Annotated in this window: 22 protein-coding genes; 8 read left to right on the top strand and 14 right to left on the bottom strand. The window is 66.3% G+C overall.

Annotated elements, in window-relative coordinates:
- Positions 1 to 18: 18 nt before the first annotated feature.
- From D472_RS28825 to D472_RS0109570, 4 genes are all read left to right on the top strand, one after another.
- Positions 19 to 258, top strand: coding sequence for a hypothetical protein (locus D472_RS28825; protein ID WP_017604259.1), 240 nt, complete (start codon positions 19 to 21; stop codon positions 256 to 258).
- Positions 259 to 364: 106 nt separating this feature from the next.
- Positions 365 to 1069 carry a Crp/Fnr family transcriptional regulator gene (locus tag D472_RS0109560; protein ID WP_017604260.1) on the top strand — a complete coding sequence of 235 codons (705 nt, stop codon included), beginning with the start codon at positions 365 to 367 and terminating at the stop codon, positions 1067 to 1069.
- 504 nt (positions 1070 to 1573) lie between these two features.
- Positions 1574 to 2716: an FUSC family protein gene (locus tag D472_RS0109565; protein WP_017604261.1), complete on the top strand. Its 1143-nt coding sequence runs from the start codon at positions 1574 to 1576 to the stop codon at positions 2714 to 2716.
- A gap of 49 nt (positions 2717 to 2765) precedes the next feature.
- Entirely contained in the window at positions 2766 to 3908 is a 1143-nt protein-coding gene (locus tag D472_RS0109570; RefSeq protein ID WP_017604262.1) for a PQQ-dependent sugar dehydrogenase, read from the top strand.
- Between the two features lie 99 nt (positions 3909 to 4007).
- Here the strand turns inward: D472_RS0109570 and D472_RS0109575 are convergent, their stop codons facing one another.
- The 9 genes from D472_RS0109575 to D472_RS0109615 form a co-directional block, all read right to left on the bottom strand.
- Positions 4008 to 4748 carry a hypothetical protein gene (locus D472_RS0109575; RefSeq protein WP_017604263.1) on the bottom strand — a complete coding sequence of 247 codons (741 nt, stop codon included), beginning with the start codon at positions 4746 to 4748 and terminating at the stop codon, positions 4008 to 4010.
- A 266-nt stretch (positions 4749 to 5014) separates the two neighbouring features.
- Complete coding sequence (locus D472_RS0109580) at positions 5015 to 6166, bottom strand: amidase (RefSeq protein WP_017604264.1); 1152 nt, start codon at positions 6164 to 6166, stop codon at positions 5015 to 5017.
- 206 nt (positions 6167 to 6372) lie between these two features.
- Positions 6373 to 6696, bottom strand: coding sequence for a hypothetical protein (locus D472_RS28135; RefSeq protein ID WP_152447924.1), 324 nt, complete (start codon positions 6694 to 6696; stop codon positions 6373 to 6375).
- Positions 6697 to 7091: 395 nt separating this feature from the next.
- On the bottom strand, positions 7092 to 7799 hold the full coding sequence (locus D472_RS25180; protein ID WP_051045989.1) for a hypothetical protein: 708 nt from the start codon (positions 7797 to 7799) through the stop codon (positions 7092 to 7094).
- Positions 7800 to 7998: 199 nt separating this feature from the next.
- Positions 7999 to 10245 carry a glycoside hydrolase family 9 protein gene (locus D472_RS0109595; RefSeq protein WP_017604267.1) on the bottom strand — a complete coding sequence of 749 codons (2247 nt, stop codon included), beginning with the start codon at positions 10243 to 10245 and terminating at the stop codon, positions 7999 to 8001.
- Positions 10246 to 10416: 171 nt separating this feature from the next.
- On the bottom strand, positions 10417 to 10656 hold the full coding sequence (locus D472_RS0109600; RefSeq protein WP_017604268.1) for a hypothetical protein: 240 nt from the start codon (positions 10654 to 10656) through the stop codon (positions 10417 to 10419).
- A 29-nt stretch (positions 10657 to 10685) separates the two neighbouring features.
- Complete coding sequence (locus tag D472_RS0109605; RefSeq protein ID WP_017604269.1) at positions 10686 to 12368, bottom strand: fatty acid CoA ligase family protein; 1683 nt, start codon at positions 12366 to 12368, stop codon at positions 10686 to 10688.
- A complete protein-coding gene (locus tag D472_RS0109610; protein WP_017604270.1) occupies positions 12365 to 13258 on the bottom strand; it encodes an alpha/beta fold hydrolase in 894 nt (297 codons plus the stop codon). Before D472_RS0109610 ends, D472_RS0109605 begins: the two co-directional genes overlap by 4 nt.
- An 80-nt stretch (positions 13259 to 13338) precedes the next feature.
- The gene (locus D472_RS0109615) at positions 13339 to 13935 is read right to left on the bottom strand and encodes a TetR/AcrR family transcriptional regulator (protein ID WP_017604271.1); all 597 of its coding nucleotides are present in this window, start codon (positions 13933 to 13935) and stop codon (positions 13339 to 13341) included.
- Between the two features lie 98 nt (positions 13936 to 14033).
- Here D472_RS0109615 and D472_RS29290 point away from each other — a divergent pair, with 98 nt between their 5' ends.
- Both D472_RS29290 and D472_RS25185 read left to right on the top strand, forming a co-directional pair.
- Positions 14034 to 14168 carry a hypothetical protein gene (locus D472_RS29290; RefSeq protein WP_017604272.1) on the top strand — a complete coding sequence of 45 codons (135 nt, stop codon included), beginning with the start codon at positions 14034 to 14036 and terminating at the stop codon, positions 14166 to 14168.
- Between the two features lie 661 nt (positions 14169 to 14829).
- A complete protein-coding gene (locus D472_RS25185; protein WP_017604273.1) occupies positions 14830 to 16053 on the top strand; it encodes an MFS transporter in 1224 nt (407 codons plus the stop codon).
- A 413-nt stretch (positions 16054 to 16466) separates the two neighbouring features.
- Here the strand turns inward: D472_RS25185 and D472_RS27120 are convergent, their stop codons facing one another.
- From D472_RS27120 to D472_RS0109650, 4 genes are all read right to left on the bottom strand, one after another.
- A complete protein-coding gene (locus D472_RS27120; RefSeq protein WP_026117536.1) occupies positions 16467 to 16733 on the bottom strand; it encodes a hypothetical protein in 267 nt (88 codons plus the stop codon).
- Between the two features lie 139 nt (positions 16734 to 16872).
- Positions 16873 to 17139: a transposase domain-containing protein gene (locus D472_RS29030; protein WP_017604274.1), complete on the bottom strand. Its 267-nt coding sequence runs from the start codon at positions 17137 to 17139 to the stop codon at positions 16873 to 16875.
- Between the two features lie 287 nt (positions 17140 to 17426).
- Positions 17427 to 19376: a glycosyltransferase family 4 protein gene (locus tag D472_RS0109645; RefSeq protein ID WP_017604275.1), complete on the bottom strand. Its 1950-nt coding sequence runs from the start codon at positions 19374 to 19376 to the stop codon at positions 17427 to 17429.
- 64 nt (positions 19377 to 19440) lie between these two features.
- Positions 19441 to 20547: a hypothetical protein gene (locus D472_RS0109650; protein WP_017604276.1), complete on the bottom strand. Its 1107-nt coding sequence runs from the start codon at positions 20545 to 20547 to the stop codon at positions 19441 to 19443.
- Between the two features lie 776 nt (positions 20548 to 21323).
- On the opposite strand from D472_RS0109650, the gene D472_RS0109660 reads away from it, so the two are divergent.
- Complete coding sequence (locus D472_RS0109660; protein ID WP_017604278.1) at positions 21324 to 21587, top strand: hypothetical protein; 264 nt, start codon at positions 21324 to 21326, stop codon at positions 21585 to 21587.
- A 222-nt stretch (positions 21588 to 21809) separates the two neighbouring features.
- Here D472_RS0109660 and D472_RS25195 read toward each other — a convergent pair whose 3' ends face one another.
- The gene (locus D472_RS25195) at positions 21810 to 21995 is read right to left on the bottom strand and encodes a hypothetical protein (protein WP_017604279.1); all 186 of its coding nucleotides are present in this window, start codon (positions 21993 to 21995) and stop codon (positions 21810 to 21812) included.
- A gap of 991 nt (positions 21996 to 22986) precedes the next feature.
- Here D472_RS25195 and D472_RS0109670 point away from each other — a divergent pair.
- On the top strand, positions 22987 to 23700 hold the full coding sequence (locus D472_RS0109670) for a TauD/TfdA family dioxygenase (RefSeq protein ID WP_017604280.1): 714 nt from the start codon (positions 22987 to 22989) through the stop codon (positions 23698 to 23700).
- Positions 23701 to 23703 lie beyond the last annotated feature (3 nt).

Below are 23703 nucleotides of genomic sequence, written 5' to 3' on the forward strand. Positions count from 1 at the left end.
GGCGTTTCAAACAATCGAGTGAACGGGTCTCGACCGATCCGACCCTGGTCGCAGGCCTGTCGATCCACCAAGGTGGGGTCGTTCCTCGGCACGGATCCGAACGCGTTTCCACGGGACTTCGCGGTGCTGTTCCGATTCGGTGAGGAGTCGTCGCGGGTCCGTGGCCGACAACCCATGCCGGCGCGGATGATGTGGTCGGAGGTCGAGGAGTCGACCAAGGGCGCTGAAGGGGTGGAGTTGATCGGCGAAAGGATCTGAGCCGACCCTTGAGGAGGGGAAGACCACGGGTCCCCTTGACCGTCTCCTCTGTCGGTGGGAGCCGGCGCTCCTCCGGGCATGATGAGGAGGGATGATCGGAGGACACATGACCGACTGGCCACCGGGCACCTTCATGTCCAGGATCGGATGCCACGCAGCGGAGCGCCTCCTCTGCCTGGCGGAACCTCGTTACCTGGCGGCCAACCGGATCCTCATCTCCCAAGGCGATGACAGTGAACAGGTCATGCTCCTGGGACCACCGGCGGAAGGTGAAACCTCGGACGCGGCCTGCGCGAAGGTCACCTCGGTCCTGCGCAACGGCACGGAGGCGATGTTCGGGATCCGGTTGCGTGGGGACCTGGTCGGTGAGCTCAGCATGTTCCGCGATGCCCCGGCGGTGGCCACGGTCACCTCCTGCGCCCCACTGTCGGTGCGGGTCTTTTCGCACTCGGTGTTCGAGTCCTTCCTGACCGAACACCCCGAAGCATGGCGTGCGCTGATGGCGATGCTGGCCGAGCGTTTGGAGTGGTCCGACCGTCACCGGGCCGAATTCGTCGGTTACGAGGTCGAAGCCCGCCTGGCACGGGTCCTGGTCGACCTCGCCGAACGCCACGGCGTCCCCACCCGGGAAGGGACCGCCCTGGGAGTTCGGCTCTCCCACACCGATCTGGGAAAACTGATCGGGGCCCGTACCGACGCGGTCGGTAACGCCATCCGCCGCTTCCGTTCCGAGGGTTTGCTGGTGTCGGGCTACCGGCACGTGGTGATCGTGGACATGGAACGGTTGAACGGGGTCTACGAGAACGCGTGAGCGGCTCGGCACGTGTTCAGGGCGTGGATTGCCGACTGGTCGGTGGTCCTGTGGTCTTGAAAGGGACAGAATCGCACTCGGGCATCGCGTCCCCTCGTTCCGCCCTGGCGGCGCTCAGTCCTCCGGCGCATCACCTTCGGGCGGGATATAAGAGTGATCATGGCCGCCGGAAGTGGTGAGGACGGCACCACCGCCGGCGGCCTCCCCCTTGTCGGCTCACCCTCCTTCCGGGATCGACGAGGTGCGTCGATCCGGCCTGGAGACACCGTCGCAGTGGTCAGGGTCCGCCGTGGCTACGACGCGGCAACGCTCCACCACTTCGAAGACCGTCGAGGCCGGCGTCCAGGACCTGGAGTCCCGAGCGGACTGGAAGCGGCGGGCAGCGCCCGGCCGGGCCGGTGAGGCCTTCATCACGGTCCGTCGACGAGAGTGCACGAAAAGTTCATCGAACCACTCCATGGGTAGTAGCGGTCCGGATACGAAAAGTGCTTCGGGAGGGTGCCCATGATCGCTGAATGGCTGCGGCGAGGGACCATCCGCGCCTACCGCAGACGAGGTTTCGAGCGCGAGACCGCAGTCCTCATCCTCAAATCCGCCTTGGCCGCCACACTCGCCTACGTGGTGGCCTATCTCATGGGGGAGTCCACCCAGATCGGCTTCGCCCCCTTCACCGCGCTGCTGATCGTGCAGCCCAGTGTCTACGGGTCGATGCTCCAGTCCGGACGCTACGTCGCGGCCGTGTTCGTCGGTGCCCTGTTGGCGGGGCTCACCGGTCTGACCGTCGGGCCCGAGGTCTGGGCGTTCGCCCTGGTCGTTCTGGTCGCCTTGGTGGTGGGCCAGTCGAGGTTCTTCGGAGGGCAGGGCACACAGATTCCGGTGGTGGCGGCGTTCGCGCTGGCCGGTGGTACCGCCACCAACGCCGAGGACTTGGGGTCGCTGCTGTTGATGGTCTGTGTGGGGGCGGCCAGCGCCCTGCTGGTCAACCTCGCCTTGGCCCCCGCGATTCGATTCCGGGACGCCGAGAACGCGGTCCTGGACTTCGCCGATGGCCTGCGCTCTTTGACCGAGGAGATGGCGGTGGGATTGCGTCAGGGCGAGGAAGGGCTGGACCTGGACCACTGGACCAGGGCGGCGGACGGGTTCGACGGCACCATGCGCAACGCCCTGGAATCGGTCTACCGGCAAAAGGACCGCTTCAGATGGAACCCTCGCAGGCTCCTGTCCCGAAGAGAGATCTCGGTGGAGCAGTTGGAGAACTATCGAGACTGGATCTACGCCCTGAGCCGTGCCTCCCGCCACGTGCAGTCGCTGGTACGCACCCTGCGCACCACCTTCCGTTCCAGTTCGCGTCTGCCGGCGCCCGATGAAGCCTTCCTGAAGGAGTTCGCCCCCCTGTTGGAACGAGCCTCGGAAGTCTTCGGAACCGTGCACGACTCCGAGGAACCGGACCACCAAGCGGTCTCCGAGGACCTGCGTGGATTGGTGCGGGCCGCACTCGACGAAGTGGACGCCGAGCGTGAGCGCATGAGCCAGGTGTGGAGTAGCGAGCATTGGCCCGTCTACAGCGCACTGCTCACCGACGTCGCACGTCTCTTGGAGGAGGTCTGTGAGGGTCAGGAGTACACCGGAGGTTCCCAGGATCGGTGAGGGTCACCGGAGGGGGAGTGGCCGGCGCCCGAGTGGGCAGGGTCGTGACATGGCACACCGACCCCTGCGCACCGGAAAGAACGGGAGCACCGCACACGCCCTCGCGCTCCTGAGTACCATCGCCCTCCTCCTCACCTCTTGTTCCAGCAATGGTGCCGAGGAGACGGGCGGCCGGGTCGAGGACGGAGCGACGGACTCGAACGAGGCCGGCCCTCCCGACCTCGGCGAACCCCAGGACCTGGTCACCGACCTCGAAGTGCCGTGGGGAATCGACTTCCTCCCAGACGGTTCGGCGCTGGTGGCCCAACGCGACTCCGCGGAGGTGGTCCTCGTGGCCCCCGACGGAACCACGTCCGGGGCGGGCACGGTCGAGGGCGTCTCGCATGGTGGTGAGGGCGGTCTCCTGGGTTTGGCGTTGGACCCGGACTTCCCCGAGGAGCCCTACGCCTACGCGTACTTCACCTCCGACTCCGACAACCGGGTCGCCCGCATCCGCTACGACGAGGAAGCGGGAGAACTCGGCGAGGCCGAAGTGATCCTGGAAGGTATCCCCGCCGCCGATACCCACAACGGGGGGCGGATCGCCTTCGGTCCCGACGGGCACCTGTACGTGGCCACCGGTGACGCCCAGAACCCGGACGACGCGCAGGACACCGACTCCCTGGCCGGTAAGATCCTGCGGATGACCACCAGCGGGGAGCCCGCCCCGGGCAACCCCTTCGATGACCACGTCTACTCCTACGGCCACCGCAACGTGCAAGGACTGGCCTGGGACGGCGAGGGCGACCTCTACGCCACCGAGTTCGGCGCGGACGCCCTGGACGAGATCAACCTGATCGAGGCGGGCGACAACTACGGTTGGCCCATCACGGAAGGGCCCGGCGGTGGTGAGGAGTACACCGATCCACTGATCACCTGGGAACCCGCGGAGGCCTCACCGAGCGGTATGGCGATCGCGGGCGATTCCCTCTGGGTGGCGTCCTTGCGCGGCGCGCGACTGTGGGAGGTGCCCCTGATCGGTGAGGGAGAGGTCGGTGAACCGCGGGCCCACTTCGTCGACGAGTTCGGCAGATTGCGCACGGTCCTCGCCCATCCCGAGGGGGACGCCCTGTGGCTGAGCACGAGCAATCATGACGCCTGGGGTTCGCCGAACGACGGTGACGACCGCCTCATGAGGATCCCCCTGGAGTAAGGCTCTGGTACCTGTGGCACGGGTGGAGCGTCGAATTCGACCACAGGTACCGGACCACGGTGGATGAGGCCGCTCAGAGCGACCCTTCCGGCTACCGGATCAGCTCAGCAGGGCGCTCGGGAGGACGTCCTCGCCGAGGGCACGACGGATCTCGTCGTCTTCTCCGAGGTGCCCAGGGTGCTCGGTGTCCTCGCGTAGCCGGGCCCGGATCGCGGCCACGACCTCATCGCTGAGCAGGGCCTTCGCCAAAGGGGCGGCCTCGACGGACTCCCGCCAACGACGCAGCGCGTCCAGCCTGCCGTGTTCGATGGCTTCGCGGGTCATGTGGAAGAGGCCGTCGACGTTGCGCTCGTGGGCCTCCTCGTCCAAGAGATCGACGTCGATGATCGGTACCGGCAGGTGCCCGTCCCCTTCCGGTCGCAGGTGGTAGACCCGCCAGACCCGCCCGTTGGTGAGGAAGACCCACTCCGCTCCCTCTTGGGCCGCCACCCGTCGGGACATCTGGATGTTGCGCAGGTCCAGGTTCTGGCCGATCCGCCGAACCTCCACTGGGGCGAAGAGCTTGCCATCCAGAACGATCGCGTAGTCGATCGAGTCACCACTGGTGCGGTACTCGGTGGTCATGTCCTGGTACTTGCTGAAGTTCAGTCCGACGTCGAAGAAGTCGGCGACCAGCAGCCGGGTGTCACCATCGTTGGCGTCGCGTTCGGCCAGTTCCGCGAGGGGCCCGGAGAATCGATCCATGGCGGCCGCCACACGCCCCCGGACCGAGGTTTCCCAACTGAGGGTGGTGGTGAACTCACCGGTCCTGGTCATGACCTGGGTCTCTGCAGCGTCCATGCCGTCCGTTTCCGTGTTCGGGGCGAACCCGTCACACGGCCTTCTCCAGGGTGGAACGGGGCACGCGGACGGGGAGAATCCGCCACAAATGCTACCGCTCCGGGCCGTGAACCCTATCTCTGAGGGGGTTCACGAACATGATGTCAGTTAGTGGGAACCCTGGATCTCGCCCCCGGTGATCGACGTGAGCCGACCTTTGGACCATCTTCCAGGCCGTTCCTTCACCGGGCCACCAGAAGGACTCCGAGTGCCCTACCCGGGAGAACTCATGCGCGTGGCCACGGCCGGGAGGAGATCGCCCGTTCGACGTCTCGGGCCACGGCCAGGAGGAGACCGTCCTGGTGGTGTCGTGCGACCAGTTGCAGCCCCACGGGCAGGCCGTCCTCGGTGAAGCCGGCCGGCAGGCTCAGGGCCGGATGGCCGGTGAGGTTGAACAGCCAGGTGAAACCCACGCTCATGACTTCGCCCGGCCCGGAGTGAGGGTGGGGCGGGTTCGGTGTCGTGGGCGTGGCGAGCAGGTCCACCGAGCAGAAGAGCGCCTCCAACGCGGCCGTTCCGGCCTGCTCGATGGCCGGATCGGCTCCGGGGGAGTTCCGTGCTCGCCGAGTGTGCCAGGACTCCGCGGGATCGGTGAGGGCGATGTCGGGATCCACTACCGTGGCCCCGAAGTCCCGGGCCCAATACCGCAGCATTCGTTCGGCGACCGACACCACCTCGGGGTCCGGCCGGTTGTAACCGAGAGTCGCGGACCACGCCACACGCACGTGCGCGGGTGCCGTGACGGGGATACCTCCGAGTACGGCACTCCGGTACAGCTCGACGTCCGAGACCGTGCGCGTGATCGGTCCACCGACCGTCAGGCCGGCCCGGTCCCGGGCAGGAAGAAGTCCCGTGGTCGGCTTGTAACCGAGGACTCCGCACCACGCCGCCGGGATACGGGTGGACCCGGCGCCGTCGCTCGCGGTCGCCAACGGCACCGCTCCGGTGGTCACGGCCACGGCGGAACCGGCCGAGGAGCCACCCGGAACCCTATCGGTGCACCAGGGGTTGAGTGTGGGGCCTTCGTGCGTGCGTCCCCAGGTCTTCCACCGGGTCCCAGGCCCGGGCACCGACGTGGAACCGATGGGCACCGCACCGGCCGCGATCAGACGTCGAGCCTGGTGGGACCTCGTCCCCTCCGAAACCTTGACGGCCAACGGGACCCCGGCCAAGGGCAGACGGGCGCCGTCGGCGATCGCCGCGTCCACCTCCGCCGCGTGAGTCAGGGCCTGTCGTGGCCAGACCTCGACGAAGGCGCGCAGGTGCCTGATCCGGTCGATGGCGTCCAGGGCCGCTTGGACGGTATCGACCGCACTCACCACGGCTCGCCTCACACGGTCGGCCGTCTCACCGGCCGTCAGTGATCGTTCGTTCCTCATTCGAGTGAGATTAGATCGTCGAGCACCGGAGAACGGGAGTACGGGTTCCGGCCCTTGACGGCGATAGCACTCGGTCCTGGACCCCGTGGGTCCGCGATGTTCCCAGGGACGAGGGCGTACGGGTGGGGAGGATTCGCCACCGACGCCACTGCTCGGTGGGACGCGCCAGGATGCGCGGGGCCCACCGAGCAGTGGTTCGACTCAGGTCAGACGCGTCCGGGTTCGCCGCTCAGATGCCTCACGAAGGAGCGGTAGTCGCGCAGCGCCAGACGAAGGGTCTCGGTGTCTTCGATCCCAGCGCCCTCCCAGGTGGATCGCAGCTTCGTGCGGCGTTCCTCCAGTTCGGTGACCACGGCCTCGGCGACCTCGGCCGCCAAGGCGTCCGCCTCACGAATGGAGGTCTGCGGGTCGTCGACGAAGTCGCTCTGCACGTGGTTCCAGCGGTCGTGGACCTGGCCGGGCTTCAAGCCGTGCGGACGGAGCTCCCAGTGGGAATCGTTCTGTGTCCGTTCATTCGGGGAATCTTCCACGGGTGGTGTCGAAGCCTCTCGGTTCGCGGACACGGTGTCCCTCGCGGCGGACCGGGCCGGGGGGACGTTCGCGGACGTACCGTGACTCTGCTCGGCGGGTTCGCTCCAAGAGCGCTCACGTCGTCCAGCTTCCCGCGTTCCTCGTGCGGGTGGGGAGCCGGGGTCGGTCACCTCGGCGTTGACATCCTTCACGGAGGGGTCGACGTGATCGGGGGCGGGGACCCGCGTTCCACGACTCTCGGTTCGGATGCTGTCGGGGGAATCATCGGGCTGCTTGGAGAAGTCCATCTGCTGTGCCTCCTGATTCGTTCATCGGACTCGTGCGCGGCGTGAGCCCCGGGTCCGGGCGGCTCCACGCCCTCCACGTTCTCCTCGTTCGGTGGGACCGGGGACGGTCACCTGGTCTTTCCGGGCAGGACCGACTTCCACCGGCTCCCGGCGGAAGTCGACCGCTCCGGCGTGCCGTGGTCCGAGGGGCCACGAGGTGGGGGCGCTCCTTCGGTCCGAGAGGCATCGTCGCTCTGGGGTAGACCACCGAGAAGGGAGTCGGCCAGGCCGCGGTAGGCCACCAGGGCCTCACGCAGGCTCTCGGTCCGTTCCCGGTCGGCTCCGGTGAGGTGTCCGGCCGCGTGCGCGCGGTGGAAGGCGGAGACGGCGGAGGGGTGGTCCACCGACAACACCCTGGTCAGGCGCTCGAAGCCGTGGTCATCGGTGGTGCCGCCCGGGACATCGGGGTATCCGACGTCGCGCATGATGGCTTCGACCAGCCCACGGGCGTCGTGCACGGCACGGACCGGGGCGTCCACGAATTCCTGCTGGATCACGGTCCAGGTGTCGATGTGGGCCCTGCGTTCGGAGTCGGTGAGGTTGCGGAGCTCGAGGGTGTTCCTGTGCTCGAGCCGTTCGGTGAGGTCGCGTTCGGCCGTGGCGGTGTCGCCGTGGGTCGCCACGGCGCGTTCGTACTCTGGGCCGAAGCGCTGCTTGAGCCTGGCGGTGCGCCGGGCCGGAAGGATCGAGGATCGCGCGAAGTATGCGATACCTCCGGCGAGGACGACCGCGACCACGACCACCGTCGCGATGATGACTATGGTTTGGGTTTCCACGGGTACCTCCTTGGCGCCCTCCCTGCCCTTGAGTGGAATCGTGAAACGCCGTCCGAACACGAGTGCGGCGTTCGTGCTGGTGAGACGGCTAAAAGGGCAAAGAGGGCGCACCGGAGGTTTGTGGTCGGAGGTCACCCGGGCATGCGCGGGGCGGGCCCCGTTCGGAACCCGCCCCGTCACCTCGGATGGTGTCCTTGGGTCACTGCTCGACGGCGAAGGCCGTCACCCAGGCCAGCGTCGAGTTCCAGTTGATGGTCAGCTCATTGGTCGCGTACGAGTCGATGTGGTCGATGTAGCAGAACTGGGGTGCGCATCCGGTCAGGTTGGCCTGCGCGGTCGGGTCCCAGGTGCTGGTCTGGGAGTTCGGGCCACCGGCGAGGGAACCGGCGGGCGGGTTCGGCAGTGATGGGTCGAGTTGGTTGGCGTACCAGCGGCTGTGCTGGTTGACCGCGTCGTTGGTGCCGTGCCCGGTCACGTAGGACTGGTTGAGGGCGTTGCGGCCCAGGATGTAGTCCATGCCGGTGAGGACGGCCTCGGCGAAGTGGTCCTGCCCAGTGAGGTCGTGGGCCACGGACAGCACGACCAGGTTGTTCAGCACCAGGTTGTTGGAACCCCAGACGAACTCCCCGTGGGCGGGGGCGTAGGAGAGACCGTAGGGGTGCTCGTCGACGTTGGCCAGGTACTGCTGGGCGCCCTCGACCACGGTCTGCCGGATCTCCTCCACGCCTTCGACGCCCGCGGGGACGGTCGCCAACTGGAGCATTCCCAGGGGGGCCGTGTAACCCCAGTCGAAACCGTCGGCGGTGAAGATCTCGGGGTCGTTGTGCAGCTCGTAGTCGGTGAGGGCGTCCCAGTACTCGGAGCCGGCGGTGCTCAGGTACAGCTCGGCCGCGGCCCAGTAGAACTCGTCGGAGACGTCGTCGTCGTTGTAGGGGCCACCGCCGTCCCCGGTCGCGGAGGCGTACTCCTCCGGGTGGGCCAACGCGCCCTGCCAGGCGAGCTCGGCGGCGTCCAGGCAGGTGGCGGCGAAGTCGGCGTCGTATTCGGCGAAGACACGGGAGCACTGTGCGCCGGTAGCCGCGAGGTTGAGGGTCGCGGCGGTCGACGGCGGGTGCAGGTAACGCGGCTCGGGGTCATCGGCGGGCATCATCGGCATGGCCGTCCACGACTCGTCGTGCACCTTGTGGTGGACCATCCTGGCGAACGGCTCACCTTCGGGCACCTGCATGCTCAGCATGAACTCCATCTGCCAGCGGGCCTCGTCGAGCACGTCCGGGACGCCGTTGTCGGTCTCGGGGATGCGCAGGGTGGAGTCTCCCGCCCGGTCCGGGTTGCCGGTGGGCGCGGTGTGGGATCGCTCGTGGATGCTCATCAGCTGGTGGACGGAGATGCCACCGTTGACCACGTACTTGCCGTGGTCGCCCGCGTCGTACCAACCGCCGGAGACGTCGAGGGAGTAGTCGCAGGGGGTCGCGGGGTGACAGGTGACCTCGGTGTCGCCCTGGTTGGGCGCCGCACCCACGTGCCCGGCTTCGCGTTCGTAACCGGGGGCGATGGCGCCGTCGATCTCGATGCCGCTGCGCTGCGGATAGTAGAAGGACAGGGCGTCCGTGGCCAGATCCGCGTACAGGTCGGCGTCGATCGCGAAGGGGTGGCTCGTCTCCCCGTCGACGCTCAGCGTGTACCCCTGGCCGGACGCGGTGACTTCGGAGAACTCCACGGTGTGCACGTTCTCCCCGGACGTGTCGTCGATCCCTCGGGGTTCAGTGCCGCCCTCGGCGACGACCGCACCGTTGGCGTCGGTCAGTTCCCAGGGGAGCGGGCCCTGGGAGTCGGTGACCACGGTGGCGTGTTTGGGCCCGTCCGGCACATAGCCGACCTGGTTGACACGCACCGGGGGACCGGTGTCCGGTTCGTACACGGGTGGTTCGGCGCCGCCGAAGAGGGAGACCTCGTCCAGGCAGAACGTCCAGGGGTCGTCCGAGCCGCCGATCTGGAAGGCCAATTGGGCGTCCTCGCGACTCACCGACGAGGTGAACACGAAGGCGTGCTCTTCGGTGTCCTCGGTGAGGAAGACGCGTTCGTCCAGGTAAGTGCGATAGGGCTCGGTGGGTTCTTGGACCAGGGCGCGGATGGGGGCGTCACCGGAGGCGGTGAAGGTGAGCTCGTAGGATTCGTCTTCGATCAGGGGAATGTCGTTCTGGCCGACGATGACGTCCCACGCGGCGGAGGTGTCGCCGGGGACGTCGACGCACAGGACCTGATCGTCGGTGACGGTCAAATCCACTTCGGGGCTGCCCCACCAACCGGTGGTGCCATTGGAGAAGTCGCCGTTGACGACCTGGTCGACCGGGTCGTCGTCGGCTTGGGCGGGGAGGGCGGACAAGAGGCCGGTGGTGAGTGCGGCGGTCGCGGTGAGCGCGAGGGCCGATCTGACTCGGTTCATAGAGCGGGGGGTCCAATCGATGCGACTTGGGAGCGCTCCCAATAGTGCTACCAATGTTGTGTCAAGTGTCACAACCTGTCAATGGGGGTTCACACCACGAATTTTCGCTCTTTCTCCGAGCGGTGTCCCCGACGCGACCGGCGTCTCGCCCTCGACCGGACCGGGAGTGGATCAGGGGCGTGTGTAGAGGCCGACGTGGAAGGGGCTCGACGTGGTGAAGGGTTGCCCGTTCCACCCTCCCGAACGCTCGCCCAGACGAAGGTCGGCCGGCCTGGCCATGAGGTCCATCTCCGAGGGCCGCACCAGACGACAAGGGATGGGCGCCATACGGACGCCGTCGGTGCCGAGGCCGACGTGGTTCTCATCGAGCACCTGTGTGAAGTGGTCGTATCGGTCGACGTGGAGGATCACCGACCCTTGGCGACCGGGGCGGCACGGGTTCATCCGTGTCGACGGGCCAGCCGGGCACCCAGAGCGGGGCGGTCGATCTTGGCGTTGTGCCGACGATCCACCGGAAGGCGCCGTACCTCGACGAACTCGGTGAGACCCCGGGTGGCCTCGTGGGCCTCGGCGAGTTCTCGCAGTTCGGCGGCGATCACCGAAGCGTCACGGCGATCACCCGTGTCGCGTTCGACGCACACGACCGGGGCGATGCTGCCCGCGCGGGGCAGGGCCACCAACGCCGCGCGCCGCACGGCGGGGTGGGTGTTGATGACGGGCTCGACTCGCAACGGAAGGTAGATCCTCTCCCGTGTGATGACCCGGTGCGAACGGCGTCCGCCCAACCACAACCGGCCCTGTTCGTCGAGACGACCGACGTCGCCCAACCGGTGCCACACCGAACCGTCCGGGTCGGCGATCTTGTTCGCCGCGGTGGAGGCCGGGTCGTGAAAGTAGTCTTCGCTGATGTGCGGGCTCCGAGCGATCACCTCGCCGATCTCGCCCACGGGCAGGGCCTCGACGTCCGTGATGTTCGCGATGGGTTCCTCGGTCACCGGAATGATCCGCAACTCCACCCCGGGCAGTCCGGGGCCCACGCACAGGCCCTCACCGCGTTCGGTGCGTGCCCAGGTCTCCTCCAACACCGTCGTGCCATCGATCTCGCACAGCGGTAGTGCCTCGGTGGCGCCGTAGTTGGAGTACAGCTCGCCCTCGGGGCCGAGCATGTCCCGGACCGCCGCGTACAGCGGCCCTTGGACCTCGGCGCCGCCGGCGACGATGCGGCGCACGCTCTTCACCTCGATGGACTCACGGCGGGCGTGCTCCGACAGGTTCCGTAGCAGCGCGGGGGAGCCGAACATCGATCGGACGCCGCGTTCGGTGATGGTGCGCAAGAGTGCTGCGGGATCGGCGTCGCCGGGGCCCTTGGTGGTGAAGTCCATCGGCGGGACCACGACCTGCCCGCCCACCGAGAGCGCGATGATCCAGAACATGGGGAACGTGGGCATGTCGACCACGTCACCGCCGTCGCCGAGCGACCACTGGCTGGAGACCGACTCGACCATGGCGGCGAAGTTGCGTTGGCGCAGCACCGTGGGTTTGGGAGGGCCGGTACTGCCCGTGGTGAAGGCGATGACGGCCGGATCACCGGGCTCGACGTCGGCGGGCCTCGGTTCGTCGGGTGCTCGGCCCACGACCAGTTCGTCCATGGAACGCACACCGGGCCAGAACCCGTCCACCACGAACTCCTGTCGCAGTGTCCGCTTGCCCCAACCGAAGAGTCGCTTGGCCAGGTGCGCGCGTGGCGTACCGAAGAAGACCTCGGGACCGACGCGGTCGAGGCAGTGACCCACTCGCCCAAGGCCGTGGCTGTAGGGCTCGATGCCCACGAGAGTGGCACCGATCCGAAAGAGCGCCGTTCCGAGTACGAGCGCGTTGAAGCTCGGCGGCACCATGAACGAGCAGAGGGTGCCTTCGCGGATGCCCACCTCGCGCAGGCCCACGGCCAGGCGTTCGGCGCGGTCGGAAAGTTCGCCATAGGTCCACGTGCGATGGGTCAGGACACCGCCGCGTCGTTGCTCGGTCTGGACCATGGCGATACGACCGGGGTCGGTACGGGCGGTTTCCAGGACGCGGTCCGCGACCCGGATTCGGTCGGGGGCGGTGGGGTCCGGCTCGGTCATCCGCGAGTCTCCTGGTTCATGCGGTGTCGCGGAGTGTCGGCCAGGAAGGAACGGATCTCCTTGGTGACCCTCTCCGGTCGTTCCAGCATGGGCATGTGTCCGGCGTCGCGGATGAGCACGCGATGTTCGGAACGCAACAGGGCGTCGAGGCGGACCCCGGCGACCGGTGACAGGACCCGATTGCGGGCGCCCCAGATGGTGCACAGCGGGGGGCCGTCGGGGCCCCGCACGATGCGGTAGCTCCCGGGTAGGTCGGCGAGGACGTCGGCGAGGGCCGGTGTCTGCTCGTCGCGGAGCATGCAGGCGGTGAGTTCGGGGTCGCGGTGGAGCCCGGCACGGACACCGGCGGGGCCCAACTGGAAACGCAGGGCCAAGGGGGCGGCCGCGCGGGGGACGCGTATTCGACGCAGTGCCGCCCTGATCGGAGCGGTCACGGGTGTCCAGGCTTCGGTGGGGGCCATGAACATTCCGAGGCCACCACGGCGGAACGTCGCGTCGGTCAGGGGGTTGATCATGACCAGGGCGCGCACGTTCTTCGGGTGGCGTGCGGCGACACCGGCGGCGATGGCGGAACCCATGCAATTGCCGACCAGAGCCACCGAGAGCAGTTCGTCGTGCTCGATGAGTGCGGCGACCAGGTCGATGTGGGCCTTGATGTCGAGCGGTCGAGAGGGCATGGGTGAGGCGCCGAACCCTGGTAGGTCGATGGCGATCACCCGATGGTCGGCCGAGAGGTCGGTGATCTGGTGGCGCCAGATGGTGTGCGAGGTGCCGCCGTTGTGGAGCAGCAGTACGCCCGGGCCGCGATCTCCGCTGCGTCGTACCGCGACTTCGATCCCGTCGTGATGGAAGCGCTCCAACGGCGCCTCGTCCGTTCCCGTGTCGCTCACCGTGACCTCCCAGGAAGAATTTCGGCGAATGAACATTCGCCGAAAGCAGATTATCCGGGTGTGACGGACGCGACAACCCCTCATTCCCCAGGGACGGCGCCCCGTAGGAGCCAGCCCACCGATTCGACCAGTTGGGTCGGTGACACGGAGTCTTCGTCGATCAGGCGTTGCATGGCGTAGCCGTAGGCCATCGCCTGTACCGCGGAGGCGATCCGTTCGGCCAGCGCGGGGTCCGTAACCCCAGCGGAATCGACGATGTTGGTGGCGAGATTGCTTCGCACGTCGGCGAGGAGTTCGGCGACCGCCTCGCCATGCGGAGGATTGCGCAGCGCGTAGAGCCAGAACTCGGCCATGAGCAGTACGACGTCAGGGGCGCCATCGACCGTGCTGGTCCAGGTGGTGACCATACGTTCGATCAGCTCAACGGGATCGGAGGTCTTGTCGGCGGACCGCTGCCGGGAGGCCGCCCCCGCCTCCACGACCCGCCGCATCATGGCGAGGAAGAGTTGTTGTTTGCCGGTGAAGTTGGCGTAGATGGCGCCGGTGGACATGCCGGCCTCGCGTGCGATCCGTGGAACGGACGCGGCGGCGTAGCCGTGGCCGGCGAACACGGTCGCGGCGGCGTCGAGCAAAGCCTCACGGGTGCGCTGTTGGCGCTGCTGGCGAATCCCGACCACGTGGGAACCTTTCTCAAGTAGTCATCCTCGGCGAGCCCGGAATGGGCATCCAAGGAATCTTCCCCTGTGTGCGCCGAGCCGGAGACCGAAGGGCTCAGATGAGCCGAATCCACGCTCTCATCGAAGACTCCACGATGCGGTTCACGTTCGTCTCGAACGAGGAGGTCACAGCCCTGGCCGGCGCTTACTGCGTCGGCTCCTCACCGGAGGGCGGGGTGTTGGGGCGTAACTGATCGTCCTCGCCCTTCCGGGGCCCCTACGTCCCTTCGACGCCCTGGCCACCGCCGACGTGAGTGCTGTCCCGGTTCATGCTGGATGAGGGCATCAGGTTGATGACGGGTGGTTATCGGCCGATCCGCGCCCCGGGACTCGGGCCGGAGTTGGAGAGCCTGGGGCCACCTGGCGTACCAGGTAGGTCGAGTCGCAGGGTGTTATCCGCCACACCTTCCCCCTGGCTTTCGGGGGATTGTGAAAGCAATCTCCATCTCACTTCGAAGAGCCGTAGAAAAGGTTCTTTGCTTGACTTCCGTGTGTCCCCCTATGTGGCTTGTGCTCTCGCTTGGAAAGAGCGAGGCCCCGGCCCTTTCGTTCATGTGAGTTATTTTTGCCCACGCTCTCTGGTGTCGACAATCGGGGAGAGTGAGGGGAAGTCTGTATATGTGTTATTTGTGCACGAAAAATATGTTCAAGAGGGTTCGGGTGTCAGACTTGCTGTGCCTCTGAGCTGCTTTTATGTTGGCTTATTGGCCTGTAGCCTCTCTTCTTCAACCGACTGTGGGTCGACTGGCAAGCACGTGAAAACCTTTTCCCGCTCGTGCCGTCCCTGCTGTCGATCGCATATTGAATCTGTCGGCGTAGATCCATTCCAGCAGCCACAGAACGTGGAGAGTGTCCGTGAACCCCGACACCGAACAAACTAATCCTGGATCCCCCACCGATAAGAAGAAGTCCCTGTATGCCCGTTCCGCCCTGGTCGGATATTTCTTCCTGACCGGAGCGCTGTTGCCGGTGTGGGCGTCTCGTATCCCGGCGGTCAAGGAGGAGGCCGGCGTCGGCGCCGACCAGCTGGGACTCGCCCTCCTGTGCATGGGAGTAGGGGCGATGCTCACGGCGCGTATGGGCGGATCCCTGCTCGATCGGTGCGCGCCTCGGTTCGTCATCGTCCCGGCCGCGGTGGCCGCGTCCTCCTGCCTGGTACTGCCGGGCATGGCCGAGGGGCCTCACGAGTTGGCCTGCGCCCTGTTCACGCTGGGTGTCGCCCACTCCTTGCTCAACATCAGCGTCAATACCCACGCCGCACTGTTGCAGCGGCCACTGGGACGTTCGTTGATGTCCTCCTGCCACGCCTTCGTGTCACTGGGGTCGTGCTTCGGAGCGCTGTGCGGTCTGGCCACCGCCTACGTGGGGCTCGAACCGCTCCCCGCCTTCCAGATGGTGGGGGCGGTCCTGGCCTTGGCCGCATTGCTCCTCTCGGGAGCCTTGCTACGGTTCACGCCTGCTTCCCCGGTGCGTCCGCGTCGAGCCGCTGAGGGCGCTCGCCGGATCGAGCTGTCACCCTGTCTCCTCCTTCTGGGAGGGATGGCCCTGGCGGCCATGCTCACCGAGAGCGCGGTTCAGGACTGGAGCGCCCTCTACGCGCAGGAGAGCGTGGACGCCTCCGGGACGTTCGCCGCCTCGGTGTTCGCCGCCTTCACGGTCACCATGACCCTCGGTCGTCTGTTCGGGGACCGTCTGACCTTGGTGTTGGGCCGGGTGAAGCTTCTCCGTGCCGGTGCCCTGGTGGCGCTTTGTGGGTTCTCCCTCGCCCTCGGGTTCCCCTGGGCCTGGACGCTTTCGGTGGGCTTCGCCCTGATCGGTCTGGGTCTGTCATGTGCGGTGCCGCAACTCTTCAGCGCGGCGGCGGAGGTCGATCCCGACCGTGTCGGGAAGAACTTGGGGACGGTCGCCGCGATCGGCTACCTGGGCCCCCTGGTGGGAGCACCCGTGATCGGTTTCCTCGCCACCCAGGAGGGCGTCGGCACGGGCCTGCTGCTGCCCACGTTCCTGCTGTGCGTCCTCGCCTTGGGCGCTGGGGTGGCCAGGCCGCGCCGCGCCGGGCGCGTGGTTGATTCCGTGTGAATCCCAGAGGTGATGATCTACCCCCATACGCGCGGTGAACAGGAGCATGAGATCGCCGACCGGGTGGGGGCGAGGATGGCCGAGGAGTGAGATGAGGAGGGCGAGGTCCTGGCCCTGACCGACTCTCACCGGCCGGGGACCATGACGACTCTGGCCCCCGGGTACGCGAAAGGCCAGGAGTTCGAAACCTCTCGAACGACCTGGCCTTTCGCTCCGTGGAGGGGATGACGGGGATCGAACCGCCTACCGTGAGCGGCGTGACCTGACCGAACCCGAGAATTCGCAGGCAGTGGCGCCGGCCGTCACCGTCTCGCCCTGGATTCCTCCACGTTGCCTTGGCCCCCGTACACCCTCCGGGTGCACGACCCTTCGCCCGTGTGGTGCACCCCCGCGGACGCACACGAGGTAGAGGCTCAGCCGTGCGGGCGGCTCACCCCGTCGTTGTTGAACGGCCCCGCCCTGATCGGCCACGATGTCGACCAGAGGCCGGCCAGGGTGCGCCCACCGGTGGACCACGGGCCCCTCTGGGCTGCGACCACGGCGTGGGTCCCCGCCTCCGACAGGGTGATCAGCCGCAGCTCGGGGAAGACCGACCGGGTCTTGTCGTTTCCGGCGTGGCCGAAGTGGTCGGCGTTGGCTTGGGTGTCGGCCACGTCCAGGCCGGTGCCGTCCAGGGCCATGAGCCTTCGGGCACCGATCCAGGCCCCTGGGTGGTCAGCCGGGCCAAGGGGCACGCAAGGCGCGGCCGAACGGCTCGGCGAGCGGTTCGGGGCCCAGCCGCTTGCGGGCCTGGGCGATCGCGGAGGTGGTGGGTACCTTTCACCGTTGCTCCCAGGAGTCGGTCGAGCGCAGTGATCCGATCAGTTGGCGCATGACCGAGTCCGATCCCTGGCCGTGGTGCGGACTCCGGGCGATGGCGAAACGGACCATCACGCGGGCGGGCAGGGCGCGGGAGCGTTTCTCTTTGGTGCCGGTGCCGGCCACCACCTCGTCGATGAGGTGGTGGGGGTAGTGGGCGGCGAGTGCGGCCAGGCCGAGGTGGTCGGCCAACCGGTCGTCGGTGGCGGTGTTGCCGGGGGTGGGCACACGTGGCGGGTTGCCGGTCCAGGGGTCCTGCCCATGGAGGGGTGTTGTGACCAGAAGAAACACACAAACTTAGCGGTATTGGGCTCGGGGGTGTGTCCCTGCCGGCGGCAACACCCTAAAACAATGGTGTTGGAAGTGGGTAGTGGTATCACTCATGGATGGAGCCCGCTACAGCCGGATACGACCAGTTGTTCCGTGTCACGAAAACACCTCCGCGATCAATGGTCGCGGAGGTATTCGTATGTCAGTGGCCACCGGGAGGCATACCCTTGAAAGCTTTCGGGTCGTTACCTGCTGTATCCCTGGTTTCTTTGCTTGGTCTGCTGTTGGTCACGCTCATAGGCCGCGATGGTGTTCGGGTGCAACAGCTCCGCGTAGTGGCCGGGAGGTTTGGACGGCGTCTTCCTCAAGAGGTTCCGAGAACCCTGAGGACGATTCCCGTAACCATGAAGATCGTCATAGATTCCCCACTCGCGCCGATGCGCCGCCATCGGCTTGAAGTTCGGCACCGGCGTATCCCAGATCGCGCTGGAAGTCCTCGGCGTATCCTCACGGCCCATACCCGGGTGGCGCTTCGGGTTCTCTACGGAGCCACCAGACGTTTTCTGGGGCTCATGGCTGGGTTGGGGGGCCGCCTTGGAGTTCGGCCGTTCTCGGCCGGGGACCTTGGTGATCTTGTCGACTCCCGGCAGTACCCGTTTCGGGGCCGCCTTGGATTTCGGCTGTACCCGCGTAGGGACCACTTTGGCTCCCCGCCGTTCCCGCCTAGGGGCATTAGGAGTGACCGATTCGCTCTGGAATCGAGCCTCACGGTGGCCGCGCCGCAAGTTCGGGTCATTCCCGATCAAGCGATCTGCCAACATGGGAGCGGGCCCCTGAACATTATTATGCGCCTCCAGCAATTCGCCCCCGGGCCCCTGTTTCGTGTGGCGAATGTTCCCCGCGAGCTTTTCTCGCACCGCCTGATCGATGCCGGCAGCGGTGTCGTCCAGGGAGTACCCGTTGAGATAGTGGCGCAAACGCCGTCCAGCCTTGGCGTAAAAAAGGTAGTTTTTGTAGAGGTCCTCCAGTCGATCAGCGATCAGGGTGTATCTATCGACGGGATCCACGTCACCTTCAGGCTCTCCGAAAAGAGAACCATTGGAACTGCGAGAGCCACTGTCATCCAGAACGAACAGACGCGCGATATCGGATGGAAACCGCTCCTCATCGCGCAGGAGAGTAGCGAATCCGTTCCCGTACCCGTCGGCTACGATCAGCGGTTTTCCATGGGCGGCGTACTCATTCGCTACGAGCCCGTAGGCTTCACTCTCCGTGGCCACGAGCAGGGCATGGGACTCCCTGATGGATTTCCGTATGGCCGCCTCGTCGCTGGTGAACTCTTCCATGCTCACGAACGACTTCCACTGCCCTCCCCCGAACTGCTCATTAAGCCGCCTGATGAGATTATCGGCCTCTTCCGTGCCGACACCGCGCAATGTGAGGTGAATGTTCTCGTATCCGTTTTCGCGTAGGTCGTGCACGGCCAGCGCGGCGTCGACCGCGCCCTTGTTCGGGTCGCCCATGCGTCCGAGCATCAGCACGTTGAAGCGCTCTCCTCGCCGCCACCGCGTAGGAGCCTCCTCGACGGGCTCGATCCCAGGGACGAACTCATGGATGGGAGGCAAGGATGTGGCCCGCGACCACTCCGCCGCCAACTCCCGGGCATCCGAGGCCGACTTGGGACCGTGAGCCAAGATGATGTCGGATCGAGCCAGGACCTCCCTGTGATTCTCGATCCGATGGGCACCGAGTTCAGGGAGATCAACGGTCTTGAAGAACCCTTTCGGGTCCAGGGTGATGACCGTGGACACCTTCGCATGCGGGTAGTACGTGTCTTTGAGGTGCAGGGCCGCAGGGCCGGTGACGTCCCCGTAGCCAACGATCACGTCGAACGCGCCCGCACCGGTCGGCAACCCCACCCGCTCCGGGCCCTGCTCGTGCAGAATGGCTCGGATGGTCTTGGAGAACCGGTCCACGAAATAGCGGGTCTGCCGGATGTCGGCGGTGGCCTCCGGGGACAGGAGGTTCTCGTCCAACTCGACGACGTTGACCCCCGCACGCGCCTGCTCGCAGGGGCCGAGGGTGGCCAGGTGGACGTCGTTGCCACGGGCAAGCGCTTCCGACAGCCGGCGGTTGAGGATCAGACCCCCGTCACTGAGCTTCCCGGAGCTGGCCAGGAAGAGATAGCGCGTCATGCTTCAGCAGCCTCACGTGTGGTTGTTTCGGAGAGGAGACCTGGTTTCGAGGCGATCCAGGCCATCACAGGTTGAACAGGTGAGCGGTGACCTCAGCCGCCAGAGAGGAGAAGGTCTGGGTGTCGTAGCCGATCATGGCCGTGGCCCGGCCAGGCGCAAGCCGGGCAGCGGCCTCATCGAGCATCTCCGCCACGACGAACGTGGTGTCCTTGGAGATGGCCCGCCAACGGGGTTCACCACTCTTGGGAGGCTCGGCCACTTCCCGCTCACGCGGCACCCTCGGCAACGGAGACTCCTCGAACAGCTCCCTGCGGAACTGCTCGTTCTTGGTCGCGAAGGAGGCATCATGGCTGCCGGACATCAAGTCGTATCGGATGTCCATGGAGCCGCTTTCCCACCAGGGGGGAGGCTCCTCCCCGGCTAGGACCCGACGCAAGACCTCCGCCACTTGGGCGGTGTCCTTCCGCACTGAGCGGTCCCGTGTGGCAATGACCCGTTCCCGAGGCGGGATGTGGTCAGCGGCTGTCCAGGCCACCGAACGCAGTCGCTCCAACCGTGTGGCGTCCACCCCGGTGGTGAACGGCTCAGGAGTCGAGGCGATCCAGGGGACACCCCCAGGATGCGGGGTAGGTCCCTGGCCGGTGAACGCATTCCGAAGGTGATCAGCGATCTCGTGCAGGGTCATTGAAAGTCCTGCGGCCTCCGCACCGATCACATACCCGGGTCGTCCCGGAGCGAGGCGACGCTTGAGGTCGGCCGTGACCTCCGCCGCGGCCAGCACCCAGTGGCTGCTGACGATGACGCACGATCCGGGTTCGAAGGCCACATCCCCGTAGAGATCAGGATGGTCCAACAGCAGGGTCCCGGGGTGCTTGACCTGACGTCCCTCCTTGATTCGGGTCGACCAGTCACGGGCGGCCTCAGCCAGAGGAACGGGCCGATCGTCGGGAGCACGGCGCGTCAGCAGATGCCTCGTGGGATCAGAAGGCTCACCGGTTTCAACAGGGACCTGCGCGTCGGAGACCAGGACCTCCTCTAGGGCCTGCCAAGCTTCCCTTCGTTCCTCCGACCAGCCCTGTTTCCTCAGCCATGGATATTCCAGCCACATCATCCGCGCAGCGACAGAATAGACACGCTCGTACTCCACCACCATTTCTCCGCTGACCGACATGAAATAGTCCTCCGAATATTCACAAAAGAAGAGCTGAACCGACCTGGGTGAAAATCAGAAATCTCTGACGATACTACATATCGAACATCGCCGCTGACGCATAGCACCGGACGGTGCTCACTTGTCGAAGCAATAACTTTGGGTGGGTGCTCAGGGCCAACACCATTTTTTTTAGGGTGTTGTCGCCGGCAGGTATACACCCCAGAGCCGGTCAACGCGGTGGTGTTCGCGGCCATGGCCACCCGCGAGGTACTCGATGGTGTGACGAGCGCGGTTGATCGTGCCTCTTTTGGAGTGCTGACCCAAACCTTCGGCCCCGATCTGGTCGACATCGTGGCCGATCAGGGCGAGGCCGTTCAACAACGACGGGGTGAGCCGCCCGCCCGGCTGACCCTCTACCTCGTGCCGGCGTGGTCACCGCTTGGTGGACGGCCCCTGCCGGGAGGCGCCCGACACCGCCGCGAACCAGGCCGCCTTCGACGGCTCCACCGTCTGTGTGAGCAGGCCGTCGCTCGCGTCACCATTCGCGCAGGCGAGGATCCCGAACTTCGGGAAGCCGTGGTGTATCGGCTGCTACACCCGGCGCCCGACCCTGGCGAGGAACTTCTCTACCGGGTGGTGTGGGTGGCAGCCCTGCCATCTCCCATGTGCCGTTCAAGGCTTCCTGGATGAGACAACTGACCAACGGTGAGAGGTGGGCCAGGCAGGTTCGGCCCTCACGAGAGGCGCGCACGTGTTGCCGCCATCACGCAGGTGACCGGCATCAAGCTGCTCGGGTGGCCCGAACGCTGCTGCGCCGGTCGCGACGGGGCGGCGGGTCCACGGAGGAGATCTTCGAGCGTGCCGAACGGTTGGCAGAACGGAACGGCTACGGGCAGCGGGTGCGCGAGGCCGCTCTTAGCCTGTTGGACCCGGCCGATGGCATCATCGTCGCTCGGCAGGCCGGGGACGAGAAGCGTTTCTTGATCAACGGACAACACCGGGCACAGGCTCTGGTCGAAGCAGGGGCCCGACGAACGGTCGTGCTCACCGAGCGGTGAATCGGGCCAGGCCTTCGTGCCGGGGTGAGGGTTTCGCACGTATTGGGACCTAGCCGGAAGACACGGAGGTGCACCCCGGTGTGCCCATGGAACCGGGTGTATGACGGGAGCGGGGCGCGTCATCCGTGGCCCCGTGCACCCGCTGGTGCACGACCTTCGTCCATGTGGTGCACCCTCGCGGGTGCATTCGCCGATGACCGCAGAGCTTCCGTCGCCCCCGAGTCAGAGCTGGAGGCTGGAGTCGTGGGGTCCTTCTCGGCGTGACAGTGCGCCCCTCCCGCCGGCGGGGACGCTGGCATATTCCTCCACGATCCGCAGCTTGTGGTCGGGGGTGAAGGTTCGGCGCTTGGTTCGGTCGGCTCGTGGCCCCTGTTCGGTGGCCTGGAGGTCGTGGCCGGTCTTCGTCACCGTTGCTGCTGCCTGTTCTCACCCTACTGGTGTCAACTGGTGCAGTTTATGCCCTGGTGTCCCACTAGGCCCTGGCACAGAGGGCCAGATGGGGGCGATGACGAGGTCGCCGCGGCTCGGCGCTGCACTCGGCTGCTCTACCCGCTCTCCTCTCCCCTGGAGACAGCGATCGGTCGGCCTCACCGCCAGGTCGTGCCTTGTGCGTCCTGGCAATGCCGCATGGGAGCAACCTTTGGGCCGAAACGGAAGACATCGAAGCCACTCTGAGGTTGCTGGAGAAGGCCGCACCGGTAAGGGCACAGGGCCACCACGGTGCCTCCGTTCGGCTAGGCCTTGGGGGAGTGTCCGCACATCGATCTCGGCGCCGACAGGCGGCTCGCCCGGCACCCCAACGGATGCCTGCGGAAACGCGATCTCACGGATACGTCCCTGGCGCCGCCCGGGGATCCCGACCACGCGCAAGACTTTCTCGGATGACCACAGTCGGCGGGCGGAGCCCGCTCACGTGATCTTCTCGCGCGTGCGCCGCGAGGGGCCGGGGCGCGATCGGTTCCTTCGTGTGACCGACCACCCCCGAGCGCCTGGTCCTGGCCTTTGCCACCCCGACCCGGCTCAAAGTGGCATGGATCACAATTTTCCCGCTCGGGGCTCGCCCCATGCTGCAGATCGCGCAAAACACCAGCTCACGGGTGTTCGTGGACTCGGAGCGATTTCGGGCCTCGAAGTCGAAATGGTGAGAGGGGCATGGCCTTTTTCGGGCTTCCGTTACTTATCGTGGGCTTGCGGGGGGTGGTTGCGACTCTGTGGCCAGCCTTGACGTCGTGATTTGTTGATTGTCGAACGATCCTGGGTCGTTTCGAGAGAAAAAAACTACAGCATGTAGCCGAACTGGGTCTGAGTACTTTTCTTTGCGGGTTCTTTATAGGGTTCTCGTGGGTGTGGTAGCGTGCGCCGGTAGTTTTCCGTTAGCCTTCCTTTATCAAGGGTTGAAGTGGAAATTCAGTCATCCTGCCGCGAGCTTCATGACCAGGGATATGTCATAATCCCGAACCTCGGAAGCGTGGAAGAGGCCTCTGAAATAGTCCAATCTTTCGGAGACCTGATACCTCAGTATTCGGGTAAGGTCACGCACGAGATCACTTACCGCCCCGGAAACGAGAGCCGTTCGTACTCCCAGAGCACGAACACGATCCTGGCTCATACCGAGGCACCGGGCTGGCCGAGTAGCCCCGAGTTCATCGCCCTCTACTGCCACCGGCAGGCTCGCTGCGGCGGTGGCCACACCGACCTGCTTTCGGCCGACGAGCTTTTGCTGCACCTGGACCCCACCGACACCCGGCTCATGAAGAGCGTTCTGGACTTCCCGGGGCCTCCCGATCTTCCCGGCTTGAAGGCCCCCATGCTGGAGTACGACGATCAGGGGCGACCTCGACTTCGCTTCAGTTGCAACCTCTTGACGCACGGCGAATTCGACCCGGACCTGGGCGCCGCGACCGAGGAGCGCGCACTCCCACTCGGGGCCGAGGGTCGCAGGCTGGCCCAGCGCGTCAGCGAGATTTTCGAGAAACACCGCACCAGCGTGCTCATCCCCGACAACGCCCTGCTGATCTGGGATAACCGACGTCTCCTGCACGCCAGGTCCGAGTACGAAGACAAGGGGCGGCACTTCACCCGCTTCTGGTTCACTGATGGGAGCGCCGAATGACTG

This window comes from Nocardiopsis alkaliphila YIM 80379 (genome assembly GCF_000341005.1).
Taxonomy (GTDB): domain Bacteria; phylum Actinomycetota; class Actinomycetes; order Streptosporangiales; family Streptosporangiaceae; genus Nocardiopsis; species Nocardiopsis alkaliphila.

Excerpts from the sequence above, each read along its gene's own strand:
- D472_RS0109560 (WP_017604260.1), top strand. The coding sequence starts at position 365 with ATGACCGACTGGCCACCGGGCACCTTCATGTCCAGGATCGGATGCCAC.
- D472_RS0109565 (WP_017604261.1), top strand. The coding sequence starts at position 1,574 with ATGATCGCTGAATGGCTGCGGCGAGGGACCATCCGCGCCTACCGCAGA.
- D472_RS0109570 (WP_017604262.1), top strand. The coding sequence starts at position 2,766 with ATGGCACACCGACCCCTGCGCACCGGAAAGAACGGGAGCACCGCACAC.
- D472_RS0109575 (WP_017604263.1), bottom strand. The coding sequence starts at position 4,748 with ATGGACGCTGCAGAGACCCAGGTCATGACCAGGACCGGTGAGTTCACC.
- D472_RS0109580 (WP_017604264.1), bottom strand. The coding sequence starts at position 6,166 with ATGAGGAACGAACGATCACTGACGGCCGGTGAGACGGCCGACCGTGTG.
- D472_RS0109595 (WP_017604267.1), bottom strand. The coding sequence starts at position 10,245 with ATGAACCGAGTCAGATCGGCCCTCGCGCTCACCGCGACCGCCGCACTC.
- D472_RS0109605 (WP_017604269.1), bottom strand. The coding sequence starts at position 12,368 with ATGACCGAGCCGGACCCCACCGCCCCCGACCGAATCCGGGTCGCGGAC.
- D472_RS29290 (WP_017604272.1), top strand. The coding sequence starts at position 14,034 with ATGAGCCGAATCCACGCTCTCATCGAAGACTCCACGATGCGGTTCACG.
- D472_RS27120 (WP_026117536.1), bottom strand. The coding sequence starts at position 16,733 with ATGGCCCTGGACGGCACCGGCCTGGACGTGGCCGACACCCAAGCCAAC.
- D472_RS0109645 (WP_017604275.1), bottom strand. The coding sequence starts at position 19,376 with ATGACGCGCTATCTCTTCCTGGCCAGCTCCGGGAAGCTCAGTGACGGG.
- D472_RS0109650 (WP_017604276.1), bottom strand. The coding sequence starts at position 20,547 with ATGTCGGTCAGCGGAGAAATGGTGGTGGAGTACGAGCGTGTCTATTCT.